The following is a 23,519-nucleotide window of genomic DNA, read 5'->3' on the forward strand; positions in this document are numbered from 1 at the left end:
TCAAATCACCATAGGCTCCTTCGATGGTTTAAACGCGTCATTTATAACTTCACTTATGAAATTGAGGACTAATCTATTATAATCGTCATCACGTTCAATAATCGCTAAATGACCTGCCCCTCTTAATATTACGAGCCTGCTATTTGGTATTAATTGGTTCATTATGTAGGAGTTTTGAGGATTCACCACGTAATCCTCATCACCAGTTACTATTAACGTTGGTATGGTGATACTAGGTAATTTATCCCTGAAATCGAATGTCAATACGGCAGCTAGTTGATTATTATAGGCCTTCGGGTCCTCCTCAAATTTCATTCTGATTTCTGCAATACGTTCAATCTCGTCCTTATGAGCTCCAAAGTAATTTCTGGAAAATGCAACTCTCATTCTATCTATTAATGCTTGTTTCCTATCAATGCCAGGCCTAGGAGGCTGCATTAAGACTTCAAGGGCCTCCTTACTTGGTGGTAATGATTTAATGCCAAAATTAGTTTCACCTAGAATTAAGCCCTTAACTTTACCTGGATTCCTATATGCAAAGTACATGGCTATCATACCACCCATTGAGACGCCCCATAAAAATGCACGATTTATTGATAAGTAATTTAAGAGGTCTTCAAGGTCATTTATAAAATCATCCATTGTATATGGCCTATCAGGTTTTGAGGATAACCCAACACCTCTGTTATCATATATTATTAGTTTTACATTATTAGCCAATGGTCTCTGTTTAATCCACATCCAACTGGCGTACCCTAAACCCTCAATTAAGACCAGTGGTTCTCCCTCTCCGTCAATTTCATAGTATATTGATGTGCCATCTCTAGTAACTACATAGCCGCTCTTCATATTTCTCGCCATTAATCTGAGACTTGTTCAAGCCTTAATTTAGTTGTTCTTGGGCCTGTAAGCACTATCGATGTTGCAATAATTTCGAATATCCCGAGTAATACGAAAGTCCATACACCAGTGCTAAGTGGTTTTAACGGGCTAAAGACAAGGTATATTATGAAGGGGACGATGGCGCCGCCAAGGTGACCAATGCCATCGGCTAAGGCAAAGCCACTTGCTCTTGCTCTTGTTGGGAACAATTCAGCAGTGTATGTATAGGCAGGTACTGCAAATGCTGTTGCGAAGGCACCCAGGAATGCGCCTATTGTTAATGCTATTGGTGAGCGTATGGCGACTGCAACGGCATATAGAAACACTGCAAGTGTAGCTACGCTAAAGGCAGACGCAACAAGGTACTTTCTTTCCCACCTATCGGCTATGGGCGCCATGGATAAGGCACCAACTATGTAACCAATACTACCTAGTGCTATGTACCATGTGGCCGTCGTGAATGTAAAGCCGGCAGCCACGAAAATATATGGTGCGAACCCAATTACTCCGTATGCAAGCATATAATCAAAGAACCAGAATAGAATAGCCATTATGAGCCTAGGACCATACTTCCTATTGAATAACTCAGCAGTTGGGAACTTCGTTAATATCTTTTCAGGAAGCGGTGATGGGATTGGCGGTAATTGTCCAACCTTCCTCTCAGCAAATCCTTCTAGCATCCTGACAACCCTTTCAGCTTCATTCATCCTACCCTTTATTGTAAGCCACCTAGGGCTTTCCGGCATTAGGTATCGCAACGGCACTATTGCAGCCGCAACCAATGCACCTATGCCAAATAACCACCTCCAACCAATTGGTGATATTGGTATCAAGGCAAATGCGATGAATGGCGTCACTGCAAATCCCAATGCACCAGCCAGGTATGTAAATTGAACCATCCTACCCCTAATGGGGGCTGGTGTAACCTCTGATATGTATGTATTTATTATGGATATTTCAGCACCAATACCCATACCAGTTATTAACCTACTAACTATAAGAACTAAGGCATTGGTAGCCAATGCGCTACCTAAAGAACCAATGGCTATTAAAATGGCGTTCGTAATTAACCCCCATCTGCGACCCCAATAATCACTTATTGTAGCAACAAAGTAAGCACCAATTATGTAACCGAACAATGACACAGAAACAGCCTCACTAAGTTCTAGCCTGGATAACCGTAATTGTTGAACCATTGGAGATACAATGGCGAAGGACAGGGTCAATATGTCATAGAACGCGAAGAAGTAACCGATACCAATAATAACCATCCAGGAAACAGGGTAAGGCCGTATTGGAATTCTATCAATTCGAGCCCTAAGCTCACCGAGCTTGAGCTCTCTATCTGACACTTGACCCACCTGTCAAGTTTAACTCTAAATAATATTTTTAAGTATTAATATTTAATATTTTCTAAAAGACTTCCCATTAATTTAGTTAAATATGAGTAAGCATAAGTCAAATGATGATTTTTATCACAATACTCTGTGTCCAATATTCGATAATCCATAGTAATTAGGAATTTTTCTTATTAAGGTACATAAGTAATGCCATATATTAAGAAAATAATTTATCATTTTAGGTATTTATTTATATAAGAACCATTATTTTTATTCTTAATTACATATTTTTTATAAAAGTATCCCTTAAAAATAAATATACTTTTTGCAGCGCTAATGAATCGGGTAGTCTATGGGCTTGTTTTATCAGTTATTGGGCTCGTTGTAATTATTGCACTTGCAATAATACCAATAAGTATTATGGCTCCACTGTATCAAGTGCTTAATCCCGGCACAGGCATATGGGTTAATAAACTACCATCCCTTAGTATTGGTTGTCACGAAATCTCAATTAATGTAAACGGTAATATTGCAACCGTAGTTATTTGCGTAACACCTGATGGTTTCATCAGGATCGCCTCAAACCAAACCTGGGCAGTATTTTATGAGCAGGGGTATTTAACCGCTAAGTATAGGCTTGCTCAGATATATTTTATGTCCATGATGACCATGGGTAATCTATCCTCGCTACTCGGTCCATCCATGTTGCCAAATGATGAGTTCTTCAGGGTTTTACTAACACCCCAGGTTACCGAGGAGATTGTTAATTCATTGAATAAGTCGAGTTTCACCTATGAGGCACTTTATTACTATACGCTTGGTGTTAACGCCTATGTTAATTCACTAAGCCTAGGTGATAAGCCCATAATCTTTAAGGTGCTTGGTTTTAACCCACCACCGTGGACCATGGAGGATACCTTTGCCATACAGCAATTACTTACTTGGTCATTGAGTGGTACAGCCGATCAACTACCATTTACAGTGGCGCTCCTTAAAATGCCACCGCAGGTTATCTATGCATTCTATCCTGCATACCCATCGTCAATTCAGTACCCCGTGTATCCCGAGAGTTGGAACTTAGGTATTTATAATACCACGGGTAACATGAAGTACCTAAACCTGTACTCATTAAATCCACCGCCTCCTGGCATTACAAGGCAAGAGTTCCTTAATGCTGTTGACGAGGCAATAAGGTTTTACCTGGAGGGCGACACCGCATTTAGGGATTCATTAGTTAGTAAACTTCTGCCTGGCATAAACCCATTCGAGCACTTTGTAATAGGTTTAACCGATGAGGGTAGTAATAATTGGGTTGCAGTATCGCCAAATGGACAAGCGTTTCTGGCTAATGACCCGCATTTAACCACGACAGTGCCATCTATATGGATAGGCTTTCAATTAGTTGGGCCTGGCATGAATGTCGTTGGTGTTGACTTTCCTGGAGTACCCGGCGTAATACTTGGTCATAACCCATACATTGCCTGGGGTGCCACTGATGCAGAGCCTCAGGTGGTTTATTACTATGTCGAGGTCACGAGCCCAGATCACCCAGGCGAGTATTACTATGATGGTTCCTGGATACCCTTTGAGGTAATTCATGAGAAGATCTATGTCAAGGGTGTTGGTTATGTGCCATACAATATTTACCTGGCACGTAATGGTGTGGTCATTGCCAACTATAGTGACGTCGTTATCGTGATGAATTGGACAGGCATGTACCCGACAGATGAGGGCGCCACATTCCTATACTTTGATATTGCGAGGAATCTCTCAGACTTTCTAAATGCCCTATCCTACTTCAAGGTTGGTATTCAGAATTTCGCATACGCCGATAAATACGGTAACATTGGTATATTCGCCTGGGGATTATACCCGGTGGTCATGGGTGGTGATCCAAGGGCGGTAATGCTCGGTAATGGGTCATATGGCTGGGTCGACTTCATACCAACTCAATACCAGCCCTACGTACTAAACCCACCGTCACACTTTGCATTGTCCGCAAATGAGATACTTGTATCACCAAATTACCCGTACTACGTAGGTTGGGTCTTTGAGAGCGGCTTCAGGGCTGACGAGATCTACACATTATTGTCACAGTTTGAGAGTGAGGGTAACATAACCTATGCATCAATGGAGGCAATACAGCTTAACGTCCATGATTACTCCACGAACCTATTCCTACCACCGTTACTCAATGCCCTATCCACACATCTCAGTCAATTAACACCAATCGAGGTCGAGGCATACGAATTATTGAGAAATTGGGACGGAGACTTCACGACTAACTCGGCCGCAGCTACGATATATTACTTCTGGCTTTGGAATTACCTAAATGACACCTTCATGCCCTGGTTCCAATACTACAACATAACTCCAGCTGACGGCCTAGGTCAATTCTCACTATTCCTAGGTCCAGATGCCGCGTTCCATGGACCATTGGCACTAGACCTAGCTAATTGGACCAATAACTATCCAAACATTCAGTGGTTTAACGACCCAACAACGGGTCAGGAGAGAAACGCTACAATAGTCATGCTACTGGCATTCAACCAAACAATAATGGAGCTGATGCGTGAACTAGGTCCAAACCCATCGACTTGGTACTGGGGTAGGGTTCATTATAGGGAATTGACAAGCTTCTTCAGCGTTAATGCGCTATCCGTTGGTCCATTCCCAGCACCTGGTGATTGCAATACAATAAATGCTGCCTACGGTCTGGTATCCAATGAAGGACCAAGCTGGCGCCAAATAGTCAACATGGCTGGCCCGCTCAGCGGTGTCGGTGTTTATCCAGGCGGTATCTCTGAGAATCCGCTGAGCCCGTTATATAATGACACGACTAAGTACTGGCTCGTCGGTCAGTACTACACATTAATACCACAGAGCCTTCCGCAATACTTCTACTACCTATACCTACCAAATACCACATTACCAGGGTGATGGACATGGCCATGAGCTACACAACCCGTTTCTGGACCCTATTCATTATCAACCTGGTAATCTCGCTTGCATTGGCATATACAGGTTACTGGTTATTAATGGCTATGTTGGGGTTAATAATTGGTTATGTGCTAAATGCCAATAAGGCGTTATCAACGTTCATCTGTACAGGTGTGTCCGGGCTCATCGGCGTTCTAGCCAGTATTTTTACAAATCCATACGCTATATATGATGGTGAGGTGACCGCAGCAATAATTGGGCTACCATACAGCATTATCGGTTCAATAATACTCCTAATAATAACGTTATTAATAGCACTTACACTATCAGGACTGGGTGGATTAGTTGGTCACTATGCACGTAAGTTAACAAGGCATTAATTTAAGAACGAAACCAACTAAATGGCATGGTTATTCAAAGCCTACGGTATTACCATTACTCCATACCTATTAGCTATTTTCCTTAGTCTTTAGTCATAGGTAGCTAGGCAAGCCCTATAATGTTATAATGATTACATAGTACTATCAGTGGCACTAAGAAGGAGTCGAGGTCTTGTCCTGACACATCAAGACTAAGCCATTGTACATTGCATCTAAATCCTCATATATCATAAGGTCCCTGATTTATTTAATTCCGTTTCAACAATCCCAAATCCCCGGTCAGCTTTAATAATGCATAAACTAAATCAATAATTACTTATGTCTTCATCATTCACCTCCTTAATTATTTCCTCAATATCCTCAAGCGCTAATTTCCTTCTCAATTCATAAATTGTCCACTTCCCACAGTAAGGCCTTATGACTATCATCCCCCCCATCTCCAATCGTATTTTAAATTACTTAATATGTAAATCACCGTGCCTTCCTACTCCATCTCTAAATCGCTTCACGCCCTCGTATATTTCACCCGTCCTTATCGACCTTAATCCATAATTCATCTCAATGATTAAACCCTCGCTCAATGGCTTACCCAAGCCCTCGTACACGGCGAGCCTATCATTCCTAAGGGTCTCCTGAGGATACTCACTAATTAATTCCGCAATCTCAATGGCCTTATCAAGGGCCTTACCCTCATCAACCAAGTAATTAACCAAGCCCCATTGGTAAGCCTCCTCGGCACTTATCAATCGCCCAGTCAGTACTAAATCAAGGGCTCTACCAAGCCCCACAATCCTTACAAGCCTCTGGGTACCACCATCAACCAGCGGTACACCAAACCTCCTTTCCAGGAAACCAAACCTAGCAGTCCTATCGGCAACCCTAAGATCAGCCCACAGGACAATCTCAAGGCCACCGGCAACGCAGTAACCACTTACTGCGGCTATAACGGGCTTAGAAAGCCTAAGCCTAGTGAGACCCAGTGGTCCCTCGGGATTAGACACCCTATTTACTAATCTGTCAATGTCGTAGAGGTCAGCCCCGGAGCTAAAGTTACCGCCAGTCCCTGTTATTACGCCTACGTAGAGGCCAGGGTTATTATCGAAGTACGTCCAGGCCCTGTAAAGTTCCTCCGCAGTGTCAGCGTCGATGGCGTTCCTACGTTCAGGCCTACTAATAGTGACCATGAAGACGTGATCCCTCACCTCAACAATAATATTCCTATAACCCATTGCTCGGCTCACCAAATTAACTTACTTCTATTCATTATATTATTTGCATCAAGTAGCTCCTTAATGCTCTTCAGTAAATTCCATTGATTACCCATCTCGATCTTCACGAAATCCCTCTTTAGAAGGCCTGTGCCATGATGATGACTTATGGTCGCACCAACACTACTGGTCACATTGAAGGCCTCTTTCCAAATTCTCCAGTATATGTCCTCGTCTTGCTTGAACACAATAACGCTATAGAGAGATGCACCGTTTAGGTATAGGTGAGTTATCCTGGAGAGTACGTGGTAAACGCCGTCAATGGAACCAAGCCTGCCTACCAACTCATTATATAGCCTAACGAGTTTACTCCATGTTGTTGCCATGTCGATGGTGTCAACCCAAAGACCCGACTGAGCAATTGTAATTAATTGGGATTCATAACCCCTGGCAAAGGCATCCCTCCACCTCCTAACTAACTCAGTCTCTACACTGACTGCGGAGTGTTTAATGGCTAAGTTATTAATTATCTTGTTTACAGCATTGACTAAGTCCTCGTTATACCACCTAATCCTTATCAGGGCTATGACACCATCCTCACCAACCATAAATCTACCACTCTCCCTATCATGTATAACGATCCTGTGAGGCCCTGGTACATTAATTACGAGATCGCGGGCGAAACGAACAGCGCCTTCAATGCCCTTAAACACGTAAGCCAGGTCAACGTAGTAATTAGCCAATGGTCTAACCCTAAGCATTGCCCTAACAATTATGCCAAGCGCGCCATCAGAGCCTATGAATAAGCCTTTAAGGTTGGGCCAGGAGGTCCTAATGAATTTGCCAGGGCCTATCGTCATTAATTCACCATTGGGCAGTACAACGTCAAGTGCCAATGTTAATTCATCTATGTTACTCATGCTATGCGAGCCAGTGCCTCCATGGGCTATTGCGCCGCCTATCGTGAGTAATTGAAGTGATTGCGGGTGGTAATCCAGAGTATAACCCCTCTCATTAAGCCACCTCTCCACGTCAATTACCTTAGCGCCAGCCTCAACGGTTATTGTTAGGTCCTCCTCGTTGAATTCCAGGATCCTATTCAGTCTGCTCATATCAACCACAACGCAGCCATCGTGATAGGCACCACCAACGACACTGGATCCACCACCATATGGAACAAGACACACACCATACTTATTAGCGAGCTTAACTACATCAATTACATCATTAACATTCTTAGGCCTAATAATGGCTGGGGGTGGGTTAAGACCGTGTCCAAGGACTTCCCTAAGCATGAGTAATGACCACCAATCTCTCCCGAACGTTGATGATTCATGGTCTTCCCTGACGATGCTATCCCTACCAATTAGCTCCTCAATCTCTCTAAGGAAATTTGATAAATCCACAATTAACATGTAGTAAACATAGATTAATGCTATAGCACTATATAAAATATATTTCTCATATAAGCACAAACAATAAATCATAATTAAGACATCACTATGTATGCCAAGTTGGAAATTAACCTGGGAGGGAGGCATTAGGGAGTTCCCGGACCTTACCGAGAGGATTTGGGTCACAGAGCGACCACCTGGCGGTTGCCTCAATTATATAGCACTTAGGGAGGTTAGGGGTAAGGACGTAACCTATCCACATCCGATGTTAGTGCTGCCGGGCATGACGTCGCATGGGGAACAGTTAGTCCATGTTTCGTGGCATGGAATACAACCAATAGAACCCGCAATACCGGACTCCATGATACCCATATACCTCGCAAAACGGGGTTACTTAGTATATACCATTGATTATAGAACGCATTTCGTGCTCCCAGACGTTAAGGACCTATCATTCATGGTTGATTGGGGTTGGGATACGTGGTTAAGCGATATTAGGGAGGCCATCAATATGATTAGGGAGGTTACCGGTAAAGATAAGGTCATACTAATTGGGGAGAGCTTTGGTGGGATCGCCTCAATGAACTATGTAACTGTGTATCCAAGTGATGTTAAGGCAATAGTACTATTGGATGGGGCGCCAATAAGGACTTCCGTGCTCCAGGCATTACCGGTACGTACCATTGATGAACTCAAGACGAGTAGATTGTATGCAGTACCATCAATTCTAACCGGTGGTAAACACCCAGGTAACATTATGAACACCATATGGCTCAGGGCTCTCTACAACCCAACACTACCAAGCCCGGAACCAGGTTTCAAGACATTGAGTGATTACCTAATGAGCATAGCCTTCAACCAGGGACTGGCAAACCCATACTCATACCCAAACTCACCACCTCCGGCGATCCTTGCCGTAATGGCTACATTTGATCCGTATTGGCCTACCAGGTTATTCATAGAATCAATAGAGCACTACAGGGCTAAATACACGGAGGTTAAAGTACCAATGCTCGCAGTAATAAGCGGGTTATTCGGGATTAAAGCTGCTGACATCGACCTTATGAGAAAATTAACAAGCGACATAATAATACTTAATGGCTATGGGCACCTAGATGTTTACGCAAACCCAAATAATGTTAAGGACGTGAATGAACCTGTTCATAATTGGCTTGTTAGGATCAAGGATTAATTGAGACCAATAAAAGCTATTTAAGTCTCTTACATTTTTGCTTATTTTAAGAAAGGCCGTGGGCATTACGAAGGTTAAGGTACTAATAAAGAACCCAAAGACTGGGTCGGGATGCGGAGTTTATACTCATGGTGTCTTTACCTGGATTAGTAAGGATACCTCAGGGTCAGTTGGCATTAAACCGAGGAGAGTCAGGCGGTTCAGAACTATAGATGGTAGGGTGGTTATGAAAAGTGCTGGTTTGACCACAATTGGGTATGAGGAACATGAGGACGATGTCGAGGTGATGTTTGGCGAGGCTTGGTGTTCATTTTGTCAATGGCCGTCTCCTCCCTACCACTATACTTGCTTAACGCCATGTCTGAATCTGGCACGTTATACTGGTGTACCATTATTAATCCGCATTATTAGGTGCCTTGCAATGAGGAGCGATGTTACTGATCCTAATGCCAGTGGTCGCTCTCCTGTTCACACGCACGGTTTAATGCAGAGTGCAGCCGGCAATGACTTATTAAGGCTAATGATTTACGAAACTGCGAATAAGTTTTATAAATTAGATATCTATTTCGATATCGATAAATATGAAAATCATAACCGCACCAGGGCCTGTCTCATACCCACTAATACTGGCGGCAAGAGAGTATAAAGACCTGGACTTAGTCTTTGGTAAGGGTAGTGAGGAATACAATGCGTATGCAATTACGGATTCATTAACATCACTAGTAAGGAGTAGTTTAAGGATTGATGTTGTGACGGTTAAGAAACTAATGTTTGTATACCCTGAACTAAAGGGGCCTAGGATTGCGGTTTAGAGACGTGGTAGTGCTGCTGATGTACTCATTAGGGCTTTGCTGGATAGTGTTGGTTTGAGGGCTGAGCTCATTTATGCGGATGACTGGCCTTCAGTGCTTAACATGCTTAACACAGGTAATGTGCAGAGTGCTGTCTTAAACCTCGGTGTCCTTGAGCATAGGGGTGAATTTCTCGAGGACCTAGTCGGCGCACCAGGCGCATGCGGCGCCCAGATCAATGGTGACTATCAATACTTCATTGATGTTTATAGGGCTGGAATTGAAATGGCTAGTAAGGACTTGAACGGTTCCGTTGATTACATAACCAACAAATTACCGATTAGGTTACCAAGGGAGTTCATTAAGAACATATTGGTTAGGGTGGAGTATGGTATTTATGGCCCAGGTGATTATGAGGGTTTTGCGGAGATTGTTAAAAGGTACGGTGGCGGAAAATGACGAGGGGGCAGTACCTAGGTTTGAGCCAGGCTATTTCCATAATAGTGCCGTTAACCATAGCCATTAGGGCCTCGAATAACATGCTCATGACCACCATACCACTGCTGGTCAGGTATAACTTTCACTTCAGCAACACCTTGGTGGGTATTTTATCGGCCTTAGTTTCGTTAATGACTTTTGTAAGTAGTGGTTTAATAAATTCAAGGCTTAGGGCATGCCGTAGGAGGATTGCCTTCATAGCATCATCAGTGATTTACGCCGTTGTATTCCCACTGTTTTGGTTATCATCACCAATCACAGTTTGGGTGTTATCCGCAGTGGCCGGTTTTGCCCTAGGCTTTCTAATGCCCAATGTAATGACGTCGGCAAGCCTACTACCCGATAGGAGGACTAGGGAGAGATTACTCAACATTTACACGTTGGCCCTGAGCATAAGCCTAATACTTGGCCCGGCAATCGAGTCGTTAATACTTAGGTACTACGGACTTAGGGAATCATTCATATTCTTCACTGTATTCCCAATCCTAGCCCTTGCCATAACCCCATTCGTTAGATTCCCTGAGGAGAACGTGGGCGGTGATGCAGTGGTTAGTACGTCCGTGGTCATTTCAAATCCAGGCTTCATAGCGGCTGTGCTGAACATAGCCACGTATAACGTGGTCTTCTCCTTCCTAATGGCATTCGGTGGTATATACGCCAGAAACTCCTTCGGCGTTAGTTACTCAATGGTTGAGATTCTCTTCTCGCTATTCTTTGTAACGTCATTCCTCGGCAGACTCTACCTATCGATAAGGCCTGCGGAGAGACTGTGGCCATACATGGCCAGTGCGGTTAGTATGACGGTAATCGGCGTATTATTAATAGTACTCACGAACAACCCACTGATTTACGCCATAGCCCTACTAATACTGGGCATACCCCATGGTACCACCTACCCGCTTTCCGTGGTATCTATATCAAGGGCCTTCAAGCTCCAGCATAGGAATGCTGCAAATAGCTTGTTCTTCTCGTTCATGATGCTCATAGGTATAGTAACACCGACAATAACGGGTTACGTAGCGGACTTAATAGGGATCAGGAATACGTTCATTGTATTAATACCACCGGTGATAATAGCATTAGTACTGCTGAGGAAATACGTTAGGTCTGTGGACATACCCCGTGAGTAATAAAGAAGTTAGGCGTGTTGGGCTTTAGGTTTTTGTTTAGTTTGCTTTAACGTGAGGCAGACAATGATACACATTAATTAGTGCGTCCTCGATAATATATTGCGATGATTATAGAATTAATGAGGCTTTAGATTGATTAACCGCGTGAATATAATTGGAGTGCTCTGATGACATGATCATTAATCAGATAAGTTGGTTACGGATTAAAAGATAAGTGGGAATTAATTCAACACGTAATTGATTTAGTGGTTCTATGATTGGGTACGTAATTAAGAAGCCGGATGTTGAGGGATTCTTCGTTAGAAGGTTAAATAGGTTTCTTGGGGTCGGCGTTATTAATGGTAGGGAGGAATTCATACATATTCATGATCCTGGTAGATTAACCGAGCTTTTAAGACCTGGCGTTAAGTTCTTCGCCTATTCGAAATCCACGGGTAAGACTAGGTTTTACTTAACGGCTGTGGAGCTTGGTGACGAGTTGGTTCTCGTAAACTCCGCAGTGCATAATGACGTGGCCGCTTGGCTTATTACTAATAAGTACGTATTAAGTGGTTATGAAGTTATCAGGAAGGAGCCTCGTTTCGGTGATAGTAGGTTTGATTTACTGCTTAGGTCACCAGGTGGTGGTTATGCATTCGTTGAGGTTAAGGGCGTGACCCTTGAGGAAAATGGAATTGCCAAATTCCCAGACGCGCCCACGTCACGAGGCGCTAGGCACATGCTTGAGCTGACGAGGGCTGTGGAGCTTGGTTACGAGACCTACGTGCTATTCCTAGTCTTTAGATCTAGGGCAAGGCTATTCATGCCCAATGCAGTGCTCGACTCCAGGTTCACGGAATCCCTTAAGTACGCCATTAATCATGGGGTTAGGGCATTGGCCTACAAACTAATACTCACAAGGGATTGGGCAATAATTCCGGTGGGTCAACTCGACATTAGAATTGGCTAATTTGATCAGCGAGGGTTATTTCAATCGCCAGTCATCTGCCGAAATGCTCATCACAGGGTCATCTACTGGGCAGTTCAGGACCCAGTATATATGTGCCCACATCGCTCCTTGGGTTTAGTTCACCGGCTACTGGCGTTAACATTAGCCTCCTTACCTCACTCATATCCCTGGTCTGCCCCAGTACCCAGGAAAGTTTCACGAAGGCGACCTCCGGTATCATGTCCTCAGCAGGTATAACACCAAGCTTAAGCAATTCCACACCTCTCCTATAGACGTTCAGGTTAACCCTACCGAATATTGTCTGGCTCGTAATTACCACGGGTATGCCACTGTCAATGGCCCTCTTAATTGGGTCGAGCAATTCCTCCCTAACGTGCCCAAACCCCGTTCCCTCAATCACGATGCCGTGGTAACCCTTATCAATTAGGAAGTGTAGGTTCTCTGGGTCCATACCTGGGTAGAACTTGATTAGGGCTGTCTTCTCATCGAACCTATTCATCAATATGGTATCCTCCACCTTGGACCTAGGGATGTGGTTATTCGTGTTCAGCACTATCTCAAGCTTATCTATATTTACATACGCCACGGGCCTCTCGTTAATACTGATGAATGTGTCTCTCCTAGACGTGTGCATTTTCCTAACCCTGGTCCCCCTATGAACTGCTATTAACCCGTCATTTGTTGATGCGTGCATTACAACGTAGGAACCCGCAAAGGGTGCCCTGGCGCCAACGAGTACGGCAGCCAGCATGTTCTCAAAGGCGTCGCTTGACGGCCTATCACTACTCCTTTGCGAGCCAACGAGGGCTATTGGGCCTGGGGGATTCCTGATTGCGAAGGATAATGCGGCGGCTGTGTAGTGCATGGTGTCTGTGCCGTGAAGCACAACGACCCCGGAGACACCGTCGAGAAATGCCTTGTAGGCAGCCTCGGCAATTTCAGCCCATCTCCTTGGTGTCATGTCTTCACTGAATATGGCCATTAGGTTTAGGAGCTCAATATCCGCTATGCCCTTAACCTCAGGGTACATCGCATATAGGTCCTCAAGGCTAAAGCTCGGATACACGGCGCCGGTCCTGTAATCCACTTTGGACATTATCGTGCCGCCAGTGGCCACAAGCCTAACCCTGGGAAGCCCCGTGGACTCGGCCTTAACGAATTGACCAATGGGTATGGACACCACACTCTTCGACTCAACGTGACCCTTAACCTCCACCCTCCCAATATTACTGGCGTGAATGCCCACGTTATAGCCATTATCAAGCTTCAAAATCAATACACTAGGATCACCAACACCAGGTCTAGGCAGTACCACGCCATCTAATGCCGTGCCATCCCTAAGGTAAATACGCACCAGGTCAAATTCCCTAATGCCCCACCTACTCATTAACTCACTAAGCACGGGTATCGTGTGTACCCCTGGAATATAAGCGTTAACTAAACAATTAAATACAAACCTCTTGGAATTTTAATCCCTGTAATTACGATTTAATCAACTCCTCATACAGGTAATGACAGACCCGGGGCTAGGTCAACCACAGCGATCCATCAGCCAAGGCGCTTAGGGATATGCTCGGCTATGGCGATAGTGCAAACTCAGTCAATGAAATACCTAAGGCGAAGGTCGTTGTAATAACTGGTGAATCAATAACGGATAGTCACCCAGTGCTTTCCTAGTACTTGATTGAGGCTAAGAGGAATGGTACTAAGATAGTGGTCATAGACCCTAGGACAACGGCAACAGCAAAGATGGCTGACCTACACCTCAAGCCAATACCCTCCACAGAGGTCTACCTATTCAACGCGGTGGCCAATTACCTAATCAATAACGAGCTCATTGATAGGGACTTCATAGTTAATAGGACCGAGAACTTCGAGAAATATGCCAAGGTAGCTAGTAAGTACTCAATTAACGATGCCGAGAAAATCACGGGTGTGCCTAGGGACTTAATACTCAAGTTCGCTCAATTAATAGCCACGAAGCCCGTATTATTCACGTGGGGCCTCGGCATGTCAGAGTCGTCAGGTGTCGACGACATTAAGTCCTACATAGCCCTAGCCAATGACCTTAGCGCGGCATTATCTATAGTAATGACCGCAATAACCTCGTTAATATTCGCGAAATACGTGAGGTCTCGTAACACGGTATCACCATTCATGGTCAGGAACATAAGGAATATCATGGTGAATCCAGATAGTGATAAGCCTATCGATGAGGACTACATTAAGGCGTTTGAGGAGGCCCTATCATCAATGAGTAAGGATTCTGACGATTACGTAAGGTTATTGACGATGCTGGGGCTCATGTATCTCCAAAATGCAATAGCCTACAATTGTAGGGATTTATTCAGTAGGGCAGTTAACTACTTGGGTATGGCTGAGAATGCCATGAGTAGAGTTAATGTAGGTTATGAGACTAAATTAATGATTAACACGTTAAGGTCTAAGATAGGGATGTATAGGTATAAGTTTGAGTGAGATTATATTGATATCTTAGAATACCGATGCGCTATATACCTAAACGTAGGTGAGGAAAATGCAATTAGACTCCCTGAAGATCCCCTTATGAGAAGAGATAGATTGTACACCAAATGCTTTAGTGCCTGGCAATGTTATTCACATCCCAGGGAAGGAGCATGGCGTTAAGTATGAAGATACTATTAGGTTTCCTCAATAATAACAAGGTAGTTATGGTAAAGAGGATATGGCTTCAGGAATGAGTGAATTATTGGGTTATGTTTAGTAATATCTTGAAGAGCTTGGTATCCGTCTCTGAGGGTTGGCGGGTTATTATTACGTACTTAAGCCTCGACAATGCGTACTCACTAAGTAGGCCGAATCCATCCATGGATACGCAAAGGACCCTGTTACCAGCGGCGAGTAGGTAATCAACCTCAGTCTTGTCCCTAATACTCCTCAGTAATACCGTGGTAACACCATTCACGTGCCTTAATGATTCATCAACCTGCTTAGTAAGCAGTAATACGCATTCACCGGGTCCTAAGTCAATGAGTACCTTATCCAGGTCTGCGTAATTATTGATTCTAATGATCCTGACCATATCATTAATAACCCATGAACTCAGCATTTAACACCCAAATACTCAAAATAACTAAGCCTAATAACCCACTACACGTGACTGGCTAGAAATACCTTTAAAGCTCTGATGGGGTTTTCCTACATGGATTATAGGGCGAGACTGCGTGAGGCGAGTAAGGAGATAATTGAAAGGAGGATTACATCAGATAACGAGCTTAGGAAAATCGCCGATAAGTATAACCTGCCTCTATCAACAGTTAGGACATTATCCACATTCTACTTCCATAACCACTCAGAGGTCCAAGTATGCATGGGCCTTCCATGCCTGCTAAAGGGGGCTAGGGAAGTCGTTAAGGAATTAGAAAGGCGTGGTACCAAGTACTCCATAACGTACTGCCTCGGTTATTGTGATAAGGGCCCGGTGACCAGGATAGGTGATGGGTACTACACGTTCATTAATGGTGAATTCAGGGAAATTGAGGAGTTAAGGAGTGATTACGTCTGGTCTCAATACGAACCTCTCGATAAATACATAGCGAGGGGCGGCTATAAGTACTTCGGGAAATTCCTCAGCGAAGGCAATAAGCTCTTCATACTTGAATTACTCATTAAGGCAGGCCTACTCGGTGGTGGTGCCCTAGGTAGGTTTAAGGCCCTGGCCGACAGTGCCAATAGGCCTAGGTACTTAATTGTTAATGGCCACGAGGGTGAGCCCGGCGGCTTTAAGGATAGGTTGATAATGGAGAGAAACACCCACCAATTGCTTGAGGGCACGTTACTATTATCGCTTGCTCTTAATGTTGATGAGGTTATAATTGCGGTTAATGAGAGGTTTAGAAATGCCAGAGCAATGATTGAGAGGGCGCTTGATGAGCTAAGACCGTTTTTAGCGAGCAGGGGCCTAATTAATAGGTTACCTACAGTTACGGTCTCGTTAGTTGGTTCTCCATATATCGTTGGCGAAGAAACAGCATTAATAAATTCGCTCGAAGGTAATAGGGGCGAGCCCCGATTAAGACCCCCAGACCCCACCGAGGCTGGTTTATTCGGTAAGCCCACCGCCGTGATTAACGTTGAAGTCGTTGCGGCGGCGCCCGTACTCCTTGGTAATTACTATGAGGCTAGGGAAATAACCATTGAGAAGTACTTCTGCATTACGGGTGACGTTGATAAGCCAGGCCTTTATAGGGAGAAGCTCACAATAGGTCTTAACGAATTATTAGCAAAGGCAGGGGCTAAGGAGGAGAATGTTAAGGCCATCTTCATTGGTGGAGTCTCTTCAGGTCTTGTTCACTCCTCAAAGATTAGGGTAAGGCTTATGCCTGAGGAGACGAGGAAGCTTGGTGTCTTCCTCGGACCTGGTGTAATCATAGCCTTATCCAACTATAGGTGCATTGTTGATGTAATGCTTGAGGTTGAGAGGTTCTTCTCCCACGAGTCGTGCGGTAGGTGTGAACCGTGTAGGTTAGGTACTAAGGAATTGGTCGAAGTTCTCGAGAAGACCAGCATGGGTAAGGCGAGTGAGGAGGACCTTAGGTGGGCTGAGACTGTGGCGAGGATCATGATGGAGACCTCACTCTGCGGTTTAGGCATGTCCGCCGGTAAGGTATTCCTCGATGCACTTACTCAATTTAGGGATGAGTTTGAGGAGCATGTGAAAGGTGTCTGTAGGGCTGGTGTTCATTTCAGGTGATGGATATGGTTAAGGTAATACTAAACGGTAAGGAGGTTGAGACCTTCGAGGGAGAGACAATACTAAACCTGGCCAGGAGATATGGCGTTGAAATACCAACGCTATGTTACTACGAGGGATTTGTAAATGGTTCCTGCAGGATATGCGTCGTTGAGGTCAATGGTAGGCTAATACCATCATGCATAACCAAGGTGTCCGATGGCATGAGAATCGAGACTGAGAGCGCGAGGGCTACTGAGGCTAGGAAGACCTTACTAAGGCTCCTACTAAAGAATCATAACCACAGGAGCAAGGAGGAGCAAATGAGATGCAGGATATGTGATTACGCGGTTAAGTACGGCCTCGAACCAGCGCCAGTAATATCGGACACCAAGGTTGACGATACGCACCCAGCAATAATATTCAACCCATCGGCCTGCGTAATGTGTAGGAAGTGCGTAATTGCCTGCAGCATTGATCAGAGTAACGACGTTATAGCAGTCATAGGCAGGGGATCCGGTACTAGGGTTGGCTTTGACCTTGACGCCCCAATGGGTGTATCAAGTTGCGTTAGCTGCGGTGCATGTGTTGATGCATGTCCAACCGGGGCATTAATGGAAAAGGATTGGGTACCCGCCAATAAGGTTATTGAAACCACATGCCCATACTGCGGCACTGGGTGTCAGGTCGAGTATGGAATTAGGGATGGCAGGGTCATCTGGGCCAGGGGTTCCTATGGACATGTGAATGAAGGCAAGCTATGCGTTAAGGGTAAGTTTGGTTATCAATACGTCAACAGCCCCGAGAGACTCACGAAACCATTAATTAGGAAGCCTGGCGTACCCAAAGGTCCATTAAATGGTAGGCCTATTCATGAGGTATTTAGAGAGGCCACATGGGAGGAAGCCCTAGACATAATAGCCAGTAAGATCAGGGAGATCCTTGGCAAGTATGGATCAACCGCCATTGGAGGTATAATGAGTGATAGAAGTACTAACGAGAGTATTTACGCGTTTCAGAAGTTCATGAGGTGCGCTGTTGGTACTGATAGTATTGATCAGTCAGCCACGTTGTGTCACGAACCATCGGCATGGTCCCTAGCCACGCAACTGGGTTATGGCGCAGCGACCAACCCAATTAGGGATGCGTTGAATTCAAGGACGATAATTGTGGTTGGCTCTAACATGAATGAAACACACCCAGTCATTGCCGCCTATGTTAAGAGGGCTGCTAAGCAAGGTGCTCACTTAATAGTCGTTAACCCTATACATACGGAGTTAGCTAGATATGCAGAGTATGAACTCCTACTTAGGCCGGGTACGGATGTCGTACTATTCTCGGCAATGGCTAAGTACATAATCGACATGGGTTGGTACGACAGGGAATTCATTAGTAAGCATACTGAGGGCTTTGAGGATTGGATAAGGAGCCTCGATGTATTTACCTTGGATTTTGCCGAGGAAGTAACTGGAGTACCTAAGGAAGCCATTAGGGAGGTTGCCAGGCTATACGCGCTTGAGAGGCCATCGATGATCATGTGGACTCTTGGTATTACGGAGCATGAGAATGGTACGGAGAATGTATCAGCCCTTATAAACCTCGCATTACTAACGGGCAATGTAGGTAAGCCGGGCGCTGGTTTAATGCCACTTCGTGGTCAAAATAACGTACAAGGTGGCGCAGATGTTGGGTGTGCACCGGGTAGGTTGCCTGGTTATCAACCTCTGATGGATCCGGCGGTTAGGAGGCGCTTTGAGGATGCCTGGAGGTGTAGGTTACCGTCCTTCGTTGGCTTTAGGAGTACTGAGGTGATTGATATGGCTAGGAGGGGCTTGATAAAGATGCTATACATAGTTGGCGAGAACAGTATTAGGTCTCACCCAGACAGTAAGGCTGTTGCTGAGGCATTGAGTAAGTTGGAGTTCCTGGTTGTTCAGGACATATTCCTGACAGAGACCGCCGAGTATGCTGATGTTGTATTGCCAGCGGCCTCGGCGGCCCTTGAGGATTACGGCACATTCACGAATACGGAGAGGAGGTTGCAATTAACGAGGAAGGTGGTTGATCCGCCAGGTGATGCAAGGCCTGATTGGTGGGTATTCACTGAATTGGCTAGGAGACTCGGTTATGACATGGGCTTTAGAAGTAGTTCCGACATAATGAGGGATATTGCGAGGGTAGCACCGATATTTGGCGGTTTAAGCCATGAGAGGCTTGAGCGTGAGGGTGGGCTTCAATGGCCGGTGTCGAGTGAGTCTAGTTCAGGAACTCCAATACTGTATGCTGATGGATTTCCGAGGGGTAGGGCCAGGTTTAGGGTGGTTGGTTGGAGAGACTTTGATGTGGTTATGGAGAGGCTTTACCCATACTCATTAATCATTGGTAGGGAGAGGGCGCAGTACCACACTGCGACCATGACGTCGAGGTCACCAATACTTAAGGTCATTTGGAGGGGACCCGTTGTTGAGATGAATCCTGAGGATATGAGGACTGAGGGTATTGAGGACGGTGATGTCGTTAAGTTAGTCTCGCCTGCTGGTGAGGTGCCTGCTAGGGTTAGGGCATCGAGTAGGGTTCCGAGGGGCGTATTATTCACCACATTCCATTACCCAGAGCTCCTGGCAAATGCTTTGGTCCCGGCTGTACTTAATCCAATTACAAAAACGCCGGCGTATAAGGATACGTGGGTTCGTATTGAGAAAATAAAATAAGGAACCAGCGTACTATGAATATACATGGAATTCTTATTGGATTTCCACGTAATACGGCATAATTCATTAGTTCAGTATTAGTAAATTGCAAGGCCCTCAACAGGTTTCGCCATAGCCCTATATGTGTTGCCAGTTTTCTCAACGTTGACGTAATGTAGCCTTGATAGTGCTGTGTTTATTAATCCGTGTATGTAGCCCTCTGTGAATGATCCGTCTAGTTCCTCGTCGAATGGCTCCTCAAACTCAACCCTAACCTCGTTGTTCCTAATCTCGAGACCCCTGAAGGCAAGCCTGTTATAGGCTGTGGCCGTGTATAGGTACGTGTTTATCGTACTCACGGGATCACCCATTGGTATCTCCGTGGCCACCGCCCTCGCGTACTCATAACCAATCCTGTAGAGGAGCCTACCCACATACTCAGTGCCCATTTGTGCTAGGACCGTCTTAATTGCGGTCATGAAGTGTCTTTGAGAGAAGGACAGCGGTATAATTGGCCCGCTTATTGCATTCACGAACTCAATATCTCTAATGGAGCCCATGCCGGTTAATAGGGAGTTCACGTTGTCCTCAACGTCAATCATCAAGGCCCTGGAATTACCAATGATATTCCTAATGTTAATCCCATAACTAAACATCACAGATGACAACTCATTAATAATACCAGGCCTATCCCTAACAACCCTAAACAACAACCAAGTCATTACAAAGAGTAACTGAAACAAAGGTATTTAAACCCTAGCACAAAATTATTAAAAAAGTCAATTATACGATAAATAATGAGTCAGATGATTAATAATTAATATGTACTGGCGTTAAAAAAGACTAAAGAAATAACCCCAGGGCCAGTACAATAGCTAAGGTATCGACGTGGCATCACTGTCCTTTATCAACACAATAAAGCATCTGATACAACGAATCATCATGCCCATATCCCTCAATACCAGGCACTAATACACATGAAACGCTACTTACCAATTTCAAGCGGAAAATAAACTCATAGCACTCGTCTCATCACCTACCGATACATACGTAGTCCCAGTAAGCCACGCCCTGGAACGCATAATTATAATAAAATAGAAGTTCATATTGGTATGGGTTTGGTAGGTAAATGCCGAAGCCCACGTATTGATATTTTGGGTTACCCTGTATGTAGTTGCTTACGGTAAGTATATAGTTTATCCATGTGTCCGTGAGTATCGTGCCTCCCTCAACGTTAATTATATTATTTCTATTTACATTAAATAGGCTCTGAATTGCCGTATCTAGATTGTTAACTGCGACATTTCCCACCCCACTTCCTGGACTTGGGCTTCCTGTGTTTGATGTCCAGTAAACAATTATTGCCTTGTTATTTTGCGTTATAACAAAGAGAAAGAATACCGTACCATTGACATTGAATTGCGTGGGATATAGGTAAACGGATACATGTGGATAATCGTTAACCTTTATATTTCGAGAAGAGACATCGTAGTAATACGTAATTACGTAGTAACTTTGCGCCCCAAATTCTTCAATGGCGTATGTATATATTGGGTTAGGAGCTCCCGCGATACTTCCTTGAATTGCCGTAATGCCCCAGTAGGGGTTTGAGGCACCCTGAGGATATGTGGTGACTTGTAGGTTATTCAGTGTTGCGTTTCCTACATAGCCGAATGCCATGTTTTGGCCCTGGCACTGCGTGGGGGGCGTTATTGCGGTGCCCAATGGTGGTTGTTGTACGTTTATCTGTATTGTAGATACTGTCTCGGTGTAATTATTCACTAACACCGTCACTGGTACCGTTATTGCCCCAGCATTCGTTATGCTAATTGGTATTGTTACTGCCGCTGAGCTGCTTGGTGGTATTATTGTGCTGTTTATTATTGTGTTCCCGTTTACGTTAGTTATTACCGTGGCGTTTACCCAACCCGTGGAGTTATTCGTGAGCAAAACAACAGCCTGTACAGTACTCACCGAGCTCAGGTAAATCACGGATGGTACCAATACGCTTACCTCTATTGGCCCTCGATATAGGTTTATGCTTAACGTTAAACCTATGTTTGTTGGTATTGATATTACCAGGTTTCCTGCCCCTTTATTAATTAATACACCTGGTACTGTTACGTATATCATGCCATCACTAATTACATAATTACAGTACTGCATGTATTGCGTATTTCCCATTATGTATTTACATATGGCCTCTGCATTGTTAGGTGGTGAGGCGCCGCTTATTTTCATGGAAACTACGTAATTACTCCCTACTGTATTAAATCCGCTCAGTGATACGCTCGTCTCAGTACTCATGAGATTTTCCAATGCCTGTTGCTTCTCAGTAACGTACTTACTGAAGCCGTTGAGCACGGAATACATGATGGTGAGCGTTATGATGATTATTATGATCATTATTACCATTACGTACAATTCCCCCAAGCCCTTATTGCCCAAGCCCCTTTTCTGCCGCAAACCCATCACAGGATACCACCTTCACCTCGTAATTTGTGTTGTATGGTATGTTTAGGTTTGAGTACTTGAGTATCACCACCTGCCCTGGATCAAGCCTTACCAATGGATTTACTATGCAATTGCTTGATACCGCGATCTGGTATGCCGTTGACTCGTTGAGTACGTATACACCTGATACCCCACACGGTTTACTACCGTAGTTGTACAGGGCTATGCTTATTGATGTTATTGAGGATCCCGTGGTGTTAAATGCCGTGCTCATTATTGAGAACTCACAAGAACCCGACAGTGCATTAGCGAGTGAGTAACCAAGCGACTCTAAGTACCCGTAGAAGTATCCGAAGATTAACAAGCTAAGGGCCACGGCTATGACGAGCAGTATTGTCGCACCCACAACCTCACTAATGCCTATGGAAATCATGGGAAAATCACCTGCGGCGTGATTTTGACTTAACATGACTTATGTATTTTATTATTTACGATGATGCCACAACAGACGTTGCGTACTTGGTGCCGCTTGATGTCACGAACAACAGCCCATATGACGTACCTGACTTTATGCCACATGTTGATGCGAAGTTTGAGCTATTTGTGATTTTTACCGTTGAGCCTGGCGTTATTGAGGTTGCCGTTATTGGTACTTGGCATATTAGGTTTCCATTCGTTGCATTTAGTAGGTAGACGCCCGTTATGGTTACTGTCACTGAGCCCGTGTTCTGTACGTAGGCGGTCAATCCATTACTTACTGATAGGCTTACCGCGACTACCTGGAACTGCTCTGGCGTTGCCATTGAGCTAACCTTACTTGTTGTTGCGGATAAGTATCCGCTGAACCACATGTAGAGTAGTACTGCGGCTACCACTGTTATGACTATTAGTAGTATGGCTGCAACGATTGGCTCTATACCCATGCTCTTCCTGTTGTTTCTATTTCTGGTCATCAATTTC

19 protein-coding genes and 1 pseudogene are annotated in these 23,519 nt (G+C 44.5%); 9 read left to right on the top strand and 11 right to left on the bottom strand.

Annotated elements, in window-relative coordinates:
• Both Vsou_RS04005 and Vsou_RS04010 read right to left on the bottom strand, forming a co-directional pair.
• Nucleotides 1-861 (bottom strand): alpha/beta fold hydrolase, encoded by an 861-nt coding sequence (locus tag Vsou_RS04005; protein ID WP_054843473.1) that lies wholly within the window; start codon nucleotides 859-861, stop codon nucleotides 1-3.
• Nucleotides 861-2,234, bottom strand: coding sequence for an MFS transporter (locus Vsou_RS04010; RefSeq protein ID WP_188602521.1), 1,374 nt, complete (start codon nucleotides 2,232-2,234; stop codon nucleotides 861-863). Before Vsou_RS04010 ends, Vsou_RS04005 begins: the two co-directional genes overlap by 1 nt.
• A gap of 324 nt (nucleotides 2,235-2,558) precedes the next feature.
• On the opposite strand from Vsou_RS04010, the gene Vsou_RS04015 reads away from it, so the two are divergent.
• Nucleotides 2,559-5,162 (top strand): penicillin acylase family protein, encoded by a 2,604-nt coding sequence (locus tag Vsou_RS04015; protein WP_188602520.1) that lies wholly within the window; start codon nucleotides 2,559-2,561, stop codon nucleotides 5,160-5,162.
• On the top strand, nucleotides 5,162-5,542 hold the full coding sequence (locus Vsou_RS04020) for a hypothetical protein (protein ID WP_188602519.1): 381 nt from the start codon (nucleotides 5,162-5,164) through the stop codon (nucleotides 5,540-5,542). The genes Vsou_RS04015 and Vsou_RS04020 overlap by 1 nt, the downstream gene beginning before the upstream one ends.
• Before the next feature lie 305 nt (nucleotides 5,543-5,847).
• Here the strand turns inward: Vsou_RS04020 and Vsou_RS04025 are convergent, their stop codons facing one another.
• The 3 genes from Vsou_RS04025 to Vsou_RS04035 are packed head-to-tail and all read right to left on the bottom strand — an operon-like array spanning nucleotide 5,848 to nucleotide 8,165.
• Nucleotides 5,848-5,979 (bottom strand): hypothetical protein, encoded by a 132-nt coding sequence (locus tag Vsou_RS04025; protein WP_264890768.1) that lies wholly within the window; start codon nucleotides 5,977-5,979, stop codon nucleotides 5,848-5,850.
• A gap of 18 nt (nucleotides 5,980-5,997) precedes the next feature.
• On the bottom strand, nucleotides 5,998-6,771 hold the full coding sequence (locus Vsou_RS04030; protein ID WP_188602518.1) for a crotonase/enoyl-CoA hydratase family protein: 774 nt from the start codon (nucleotides 6,769-6,771) through the stop codon (nucleotides 5,998-6,000).
• Between the two features lie 8 nt (nucleotides 6,772-6,779).
• Nucleotides 6,780-8,165, bottom strand: coding sequence for an FAD-binding oxidoreductase (locus Vsou_RS04035; RefSeq protein ID WP_264890770.1), 1,386 nt, complete (start codon nucleotides 8,163-8,165; stop codon nucleotides 6,780-6,782).
• A 91-nt stretch (nucleotides 8,166-8,256) separates the two neighbouring features.
• On the opposite strand from Vsou_RS04035, the gene Vsou_RS04040 reads away from it, so the two are divergent.
• The 4 genes and pseudogenes from Vsou_RS04040 to sfsA all read left to right on the top strand — a co-directional run bounded on the left by Vsou_RS04040 (nucleotide 8,257) and on the right by sfsA (nucleotide 12,704).
• Nucleotides 8,257-9,336, top strand: coding sequence for an alpha/beta hydrolase (locus tag Vsou_RS04040; protein WP_188602516.1), 1,080 nt, complete (start codon nucleotides 8,257-8,259; stop codon nucleotides 9,334-9,336).
• A gap of 581 nt (nucleotides 9,337-9,917) precedes the next feature.
• A pseudogene (locus tag Vsou_RS04045) lies at nucleotides 9,918-10,586 on the top strand (DUF3834 domain-containing protein).
• Nucleotides 10,583-11,755, top strand: coding sequence for an MFS transporter (locus tag Vsou_RS04050; protein WP_188602515.1), 1,173 nt, complete (start codon nucleotides 10,583-10,585; stop codon nucleotides 11,753-11,755). The pseudogene Vsou_RS04045 and the gene Vsou_RS04050 overlap by 4 nt, the downstream one beginning before the upstream one ends.
• Before the next feature lie 253 nt (nucleotides 11,756-12,008).
• Entirely contained in the window at nucleotides 12,009-12,704 is a 696-nt protein-coding gene (gene sfsA, locus Vsou_RS04055) for a DNA/RNA nuclease SfsA (protein ID WP_188602514.1), read from the top strand.
• A gap of 58 nt (nucleotides 12,705-12,762) precedes the next feature.
• Here sfsA and gatD read toward each other — a convergent pair whose 3' ends face one another.
• Nucleotides 12,763-14,106: a Glu-tRNA(Gln) amidotransferase subunit GatD gene (gene gatD, locus Vsou_RS04060; RefSeq protein WP_229709695.1), complete on the bottom strand. Its 1,344-nt coding sequence runs from the start codon at nucleotides 14,104-14,106 to the stop codon at nucleotides 12,763-12,765.
• Between the two features lie 278 nt (nucleotides 14,107-14,384).
• Between gatD and Vsou_RS04065 the strand changes: the two genes are divergently transcribed.
• Nucleotides 14,385-15,182: a molybdopterin-binding domain-containing protein gene (locus Vsou_RS04065; RefSeq protein WP_229709694.1), complete on the top strand. Its 798-nt coding sequence runs from the start codon at nucleotides 14,385-14,387 to the stop codon at nucleotides 15,180-15,182.
• 247 nt (nucleotides 15,183-15,429) lie between these two features.
• On the opposite strand, the gene Vsou_RS04070 is transcribed toward Vsou_RS04065, so the two are convergent.
• On the bottom strand, nucleotides 15,430-15,792 hold the full coding sequence (locus Vsou_RS04070) for a hypothetical protein (RefSeq protein ID WP_054843466.1): 363 nt from the start codon (nucleotides 15,790-15,792) through the stop codon (nucleotides 15,430-15,432).
• Nucleotides 15,793-15,885: 93 nt separating this feature from the next.
• On the opposite strand from Vsou_RS04070, the gene Vsou_RS04075 reads away from it, so the two are divergent.
• Together Vsou_RS04075 and fdhF are read left to right on the top strand one after the other, a co-directional pair.
• Nucleotides 15,886-17,436 (top strand): NADH-ubiquinone oxidoreductase-F iron-sulfur binding region domain-containing protein, encoded by a 1,551-nt coding sequence (locus Vsou_RS04075; RefSeq protein WP_188602513.1) that lies wholly within the window; start codon nucleotides 15,886-15,888, stop codon nucleotides 17,434-17,436.
• A complete protein-coding gene (gene fdhF, locus Vsou_RS04080; RefSeq protein ID WP_188602512.1) occupies nucleotides 17,436-20,126 on the top strand; it encodes a formate dehydrogenase subunit alpha in 2,691 nt (896 codons plus the stop codon). The genes Vsou_RS04075 and fdhF overlap by 1 nt, the downstream gene beginning before the upstream one ends.
• A gap of 77 nt (nucleotides 20,127-20,203) precedes the next feature.
• Here fdhF and Vsou_RS04085 read toward each other — a convergent pair whose 3' ends face one another.
• The 4 genes from Vsou_RS04085 to Vsou_RS04100 all read right to left on the bottom strand — a co-directional run bounded on the left by Vsou_RS04085 (nucleotide 20,204) and on the right by Vsou_RS04100 (nucleotide 23,512).
• Complete coding sequence (locus tag Vsou_RS04085) at nucleotides 20,204-20,827, bottom strand: ACT domain-containing protein (protein ID WP_188602511.1); 624 nt, start codon at nucleotides 20,825-20,827, stop codon at nucleotides 20,204-20,206.
• Nucleotides 20,828-21,137: 310 nt separating this feature from the next.
• Nucleotides 21,138-22,577: a hypothetical protein gene (locus Vsou_RS04090; protein WP_229709718.1), complete on the bottom strand. Its 1,440-nt coding sequence runs from the start codon at nucleotides 22,575-22,577 to the stop codon at nucleotides 21,138-21,140.
• Entirely contained in the window at nucleotides 22,543-22,992 is a 450-nt protein-coding gene (locus tag Vsou_RS04095) for a hypothetical protein (RefSeq protein WP_229709693.1), read from the bottom strand. The genes Vsou_RS04090 and Vsou_RS04095 overlap by 35 nt, the downstream gene beginning before the upstream one ends.
• Nucleotides 22,993-23,047: 55 nt before the next feature.
• A complete protein-coding gene (locus tag Vsou_RS04100; RefSeq protein ID WP_054843458.1) occupies nucleotides 23,048-23,512 on the bottom strand; it encodes an archaellin/type IV pilin N-terminal domain-containing protein in 465 nt (154 codons plus the stop codon).
• Nucleotides 23,513-23,519 lie beyond the last annotated feature (7 nt).

It is taken from the genome of Vulcanisaeta souniana JCM 11219, from assembly GCF_026000775.1.
Lineage (GTDB): Archaea > Thermoproteota > Thermoprotei > Thermoproteales > Thermocladiaceae > Vulcanisaeta > Vulcanisaeta souniana.

Excerpts from the sequence above, each read along its gene's own strand:
- Vsou_RS04005 (WP_054843473.1), bottom strand. The coding sequence starts at position 861 with ATGGCGAGAAATATGAAGAGCGGCTATGTAGTTACTAGAGATGGCACA.
- Vsou_RS04015 (WP_188602520.1), top strand. The coding sequence starts at position 2,559 with ATGAATCGGGTAGTCTATGGGCTTGTTTTATCAGTTATTGGGCTCGTT.
- Vsou_RS04020 (WP_188602519.1), top strand. The coding sequence starts at position 5,162 with ATGGACATGGCCATGAGCTACACAACCCGTTTCTGGACCCTATTCATT.
- Vsou_RS04025 (WP_264890768.1), bottom strand. The coding sequence starts at position 5,979 with ATGGGGGGGATGATAGTCATAAGGCCTTACTGTGGGAAGTGGACAATT.
- Vsou_RS04030 (WP_188602518.1), bottom strand. The coding sequence starts at position 6,771 with ATGGGTTATAGGAATATTATTGTTGAGGTGAGGGATCACGTCTTCATG.
- Vsou_RS04035 (WP_264890770.1), bottom strand. The coding sequence starts at position 8,165 with ATGTTAATTGTGGATTTATCAAATTTCCTTAGAGAGATTGAGGAGCTA.
- Vsou_RS04040 (WP_188602516.1), top strand. The coding sequence starts at position 8,257 with ATGCCAAGTTGGAAATTAACCTGGGAGGGAGGCATTAGGGAGTTCCCG.
- Vsou_RS04050 (WP_188602515.1), top strand. The coding sequence starts at position 10,583 with ATGACGAGGGGGCAGTACCTAGGTTTGAGCCAGGCTATTTCCATAATA.
- sfsA (WP_188602514.1), top strand. The coding sequence starts at position 12,009 with ATGATTGGGTACGTAATTAAGAAGCCGGATGTTGAGGGATTCTTCGTT.
- Vsou_RS04070 (WP_054843466.1), bottom strand. The coding sequence starts at position 15,792 with ATGCTGAGTTCATGGGTTATTAATGATATGGTCAGGATCATTAGAATC.
- Vsou_RS04075 (WP_188602513.1), top strand. The coding sequence starts at position 15,886 with ATGGATTATAGGGCGAGACTGCGTGAGGCGAGTAAGGAGATAATTGAA.
- fdhF (WP_188602512.1), top strand. The coding sequence starts at position 17,436 with ATGGATATGGTTAAGGTAATACTAAACGGTAAGGAGGTTGAGACCTTC.
- Vsou_RS04085 (WP_188602511.1), bottom strand. The coding sequence starts at position 20,827 with ATGACTTGGTTGTTGTTTAGGGTTGTTAGGGATAGGCCTGGTATTATT.
- Vsou_RS04090 (WP_229709718.1), bottom strand. The coding sequence starts at position 22,577 with ATGGGTTTGCGGCAGAAAAGGGGCTTGGGCAATAAGGGCTTGGGGGAA.
- Vsou_RS04095 (WP_229709693.1), bottom strand. The coding sequence starts at position 22,992 with ATGATTTCCATAGGCATTAGTGAGGTTGTGGGTGCGACAATACTGCTC.
- Vsou_RS04100 (WP_054843458.1), bottom strand. The coding sequence starts at position 23,512 with ATGACCAGAAATAGAAACAACAGGAAGAGCATGGGTATAGAGCCAATC.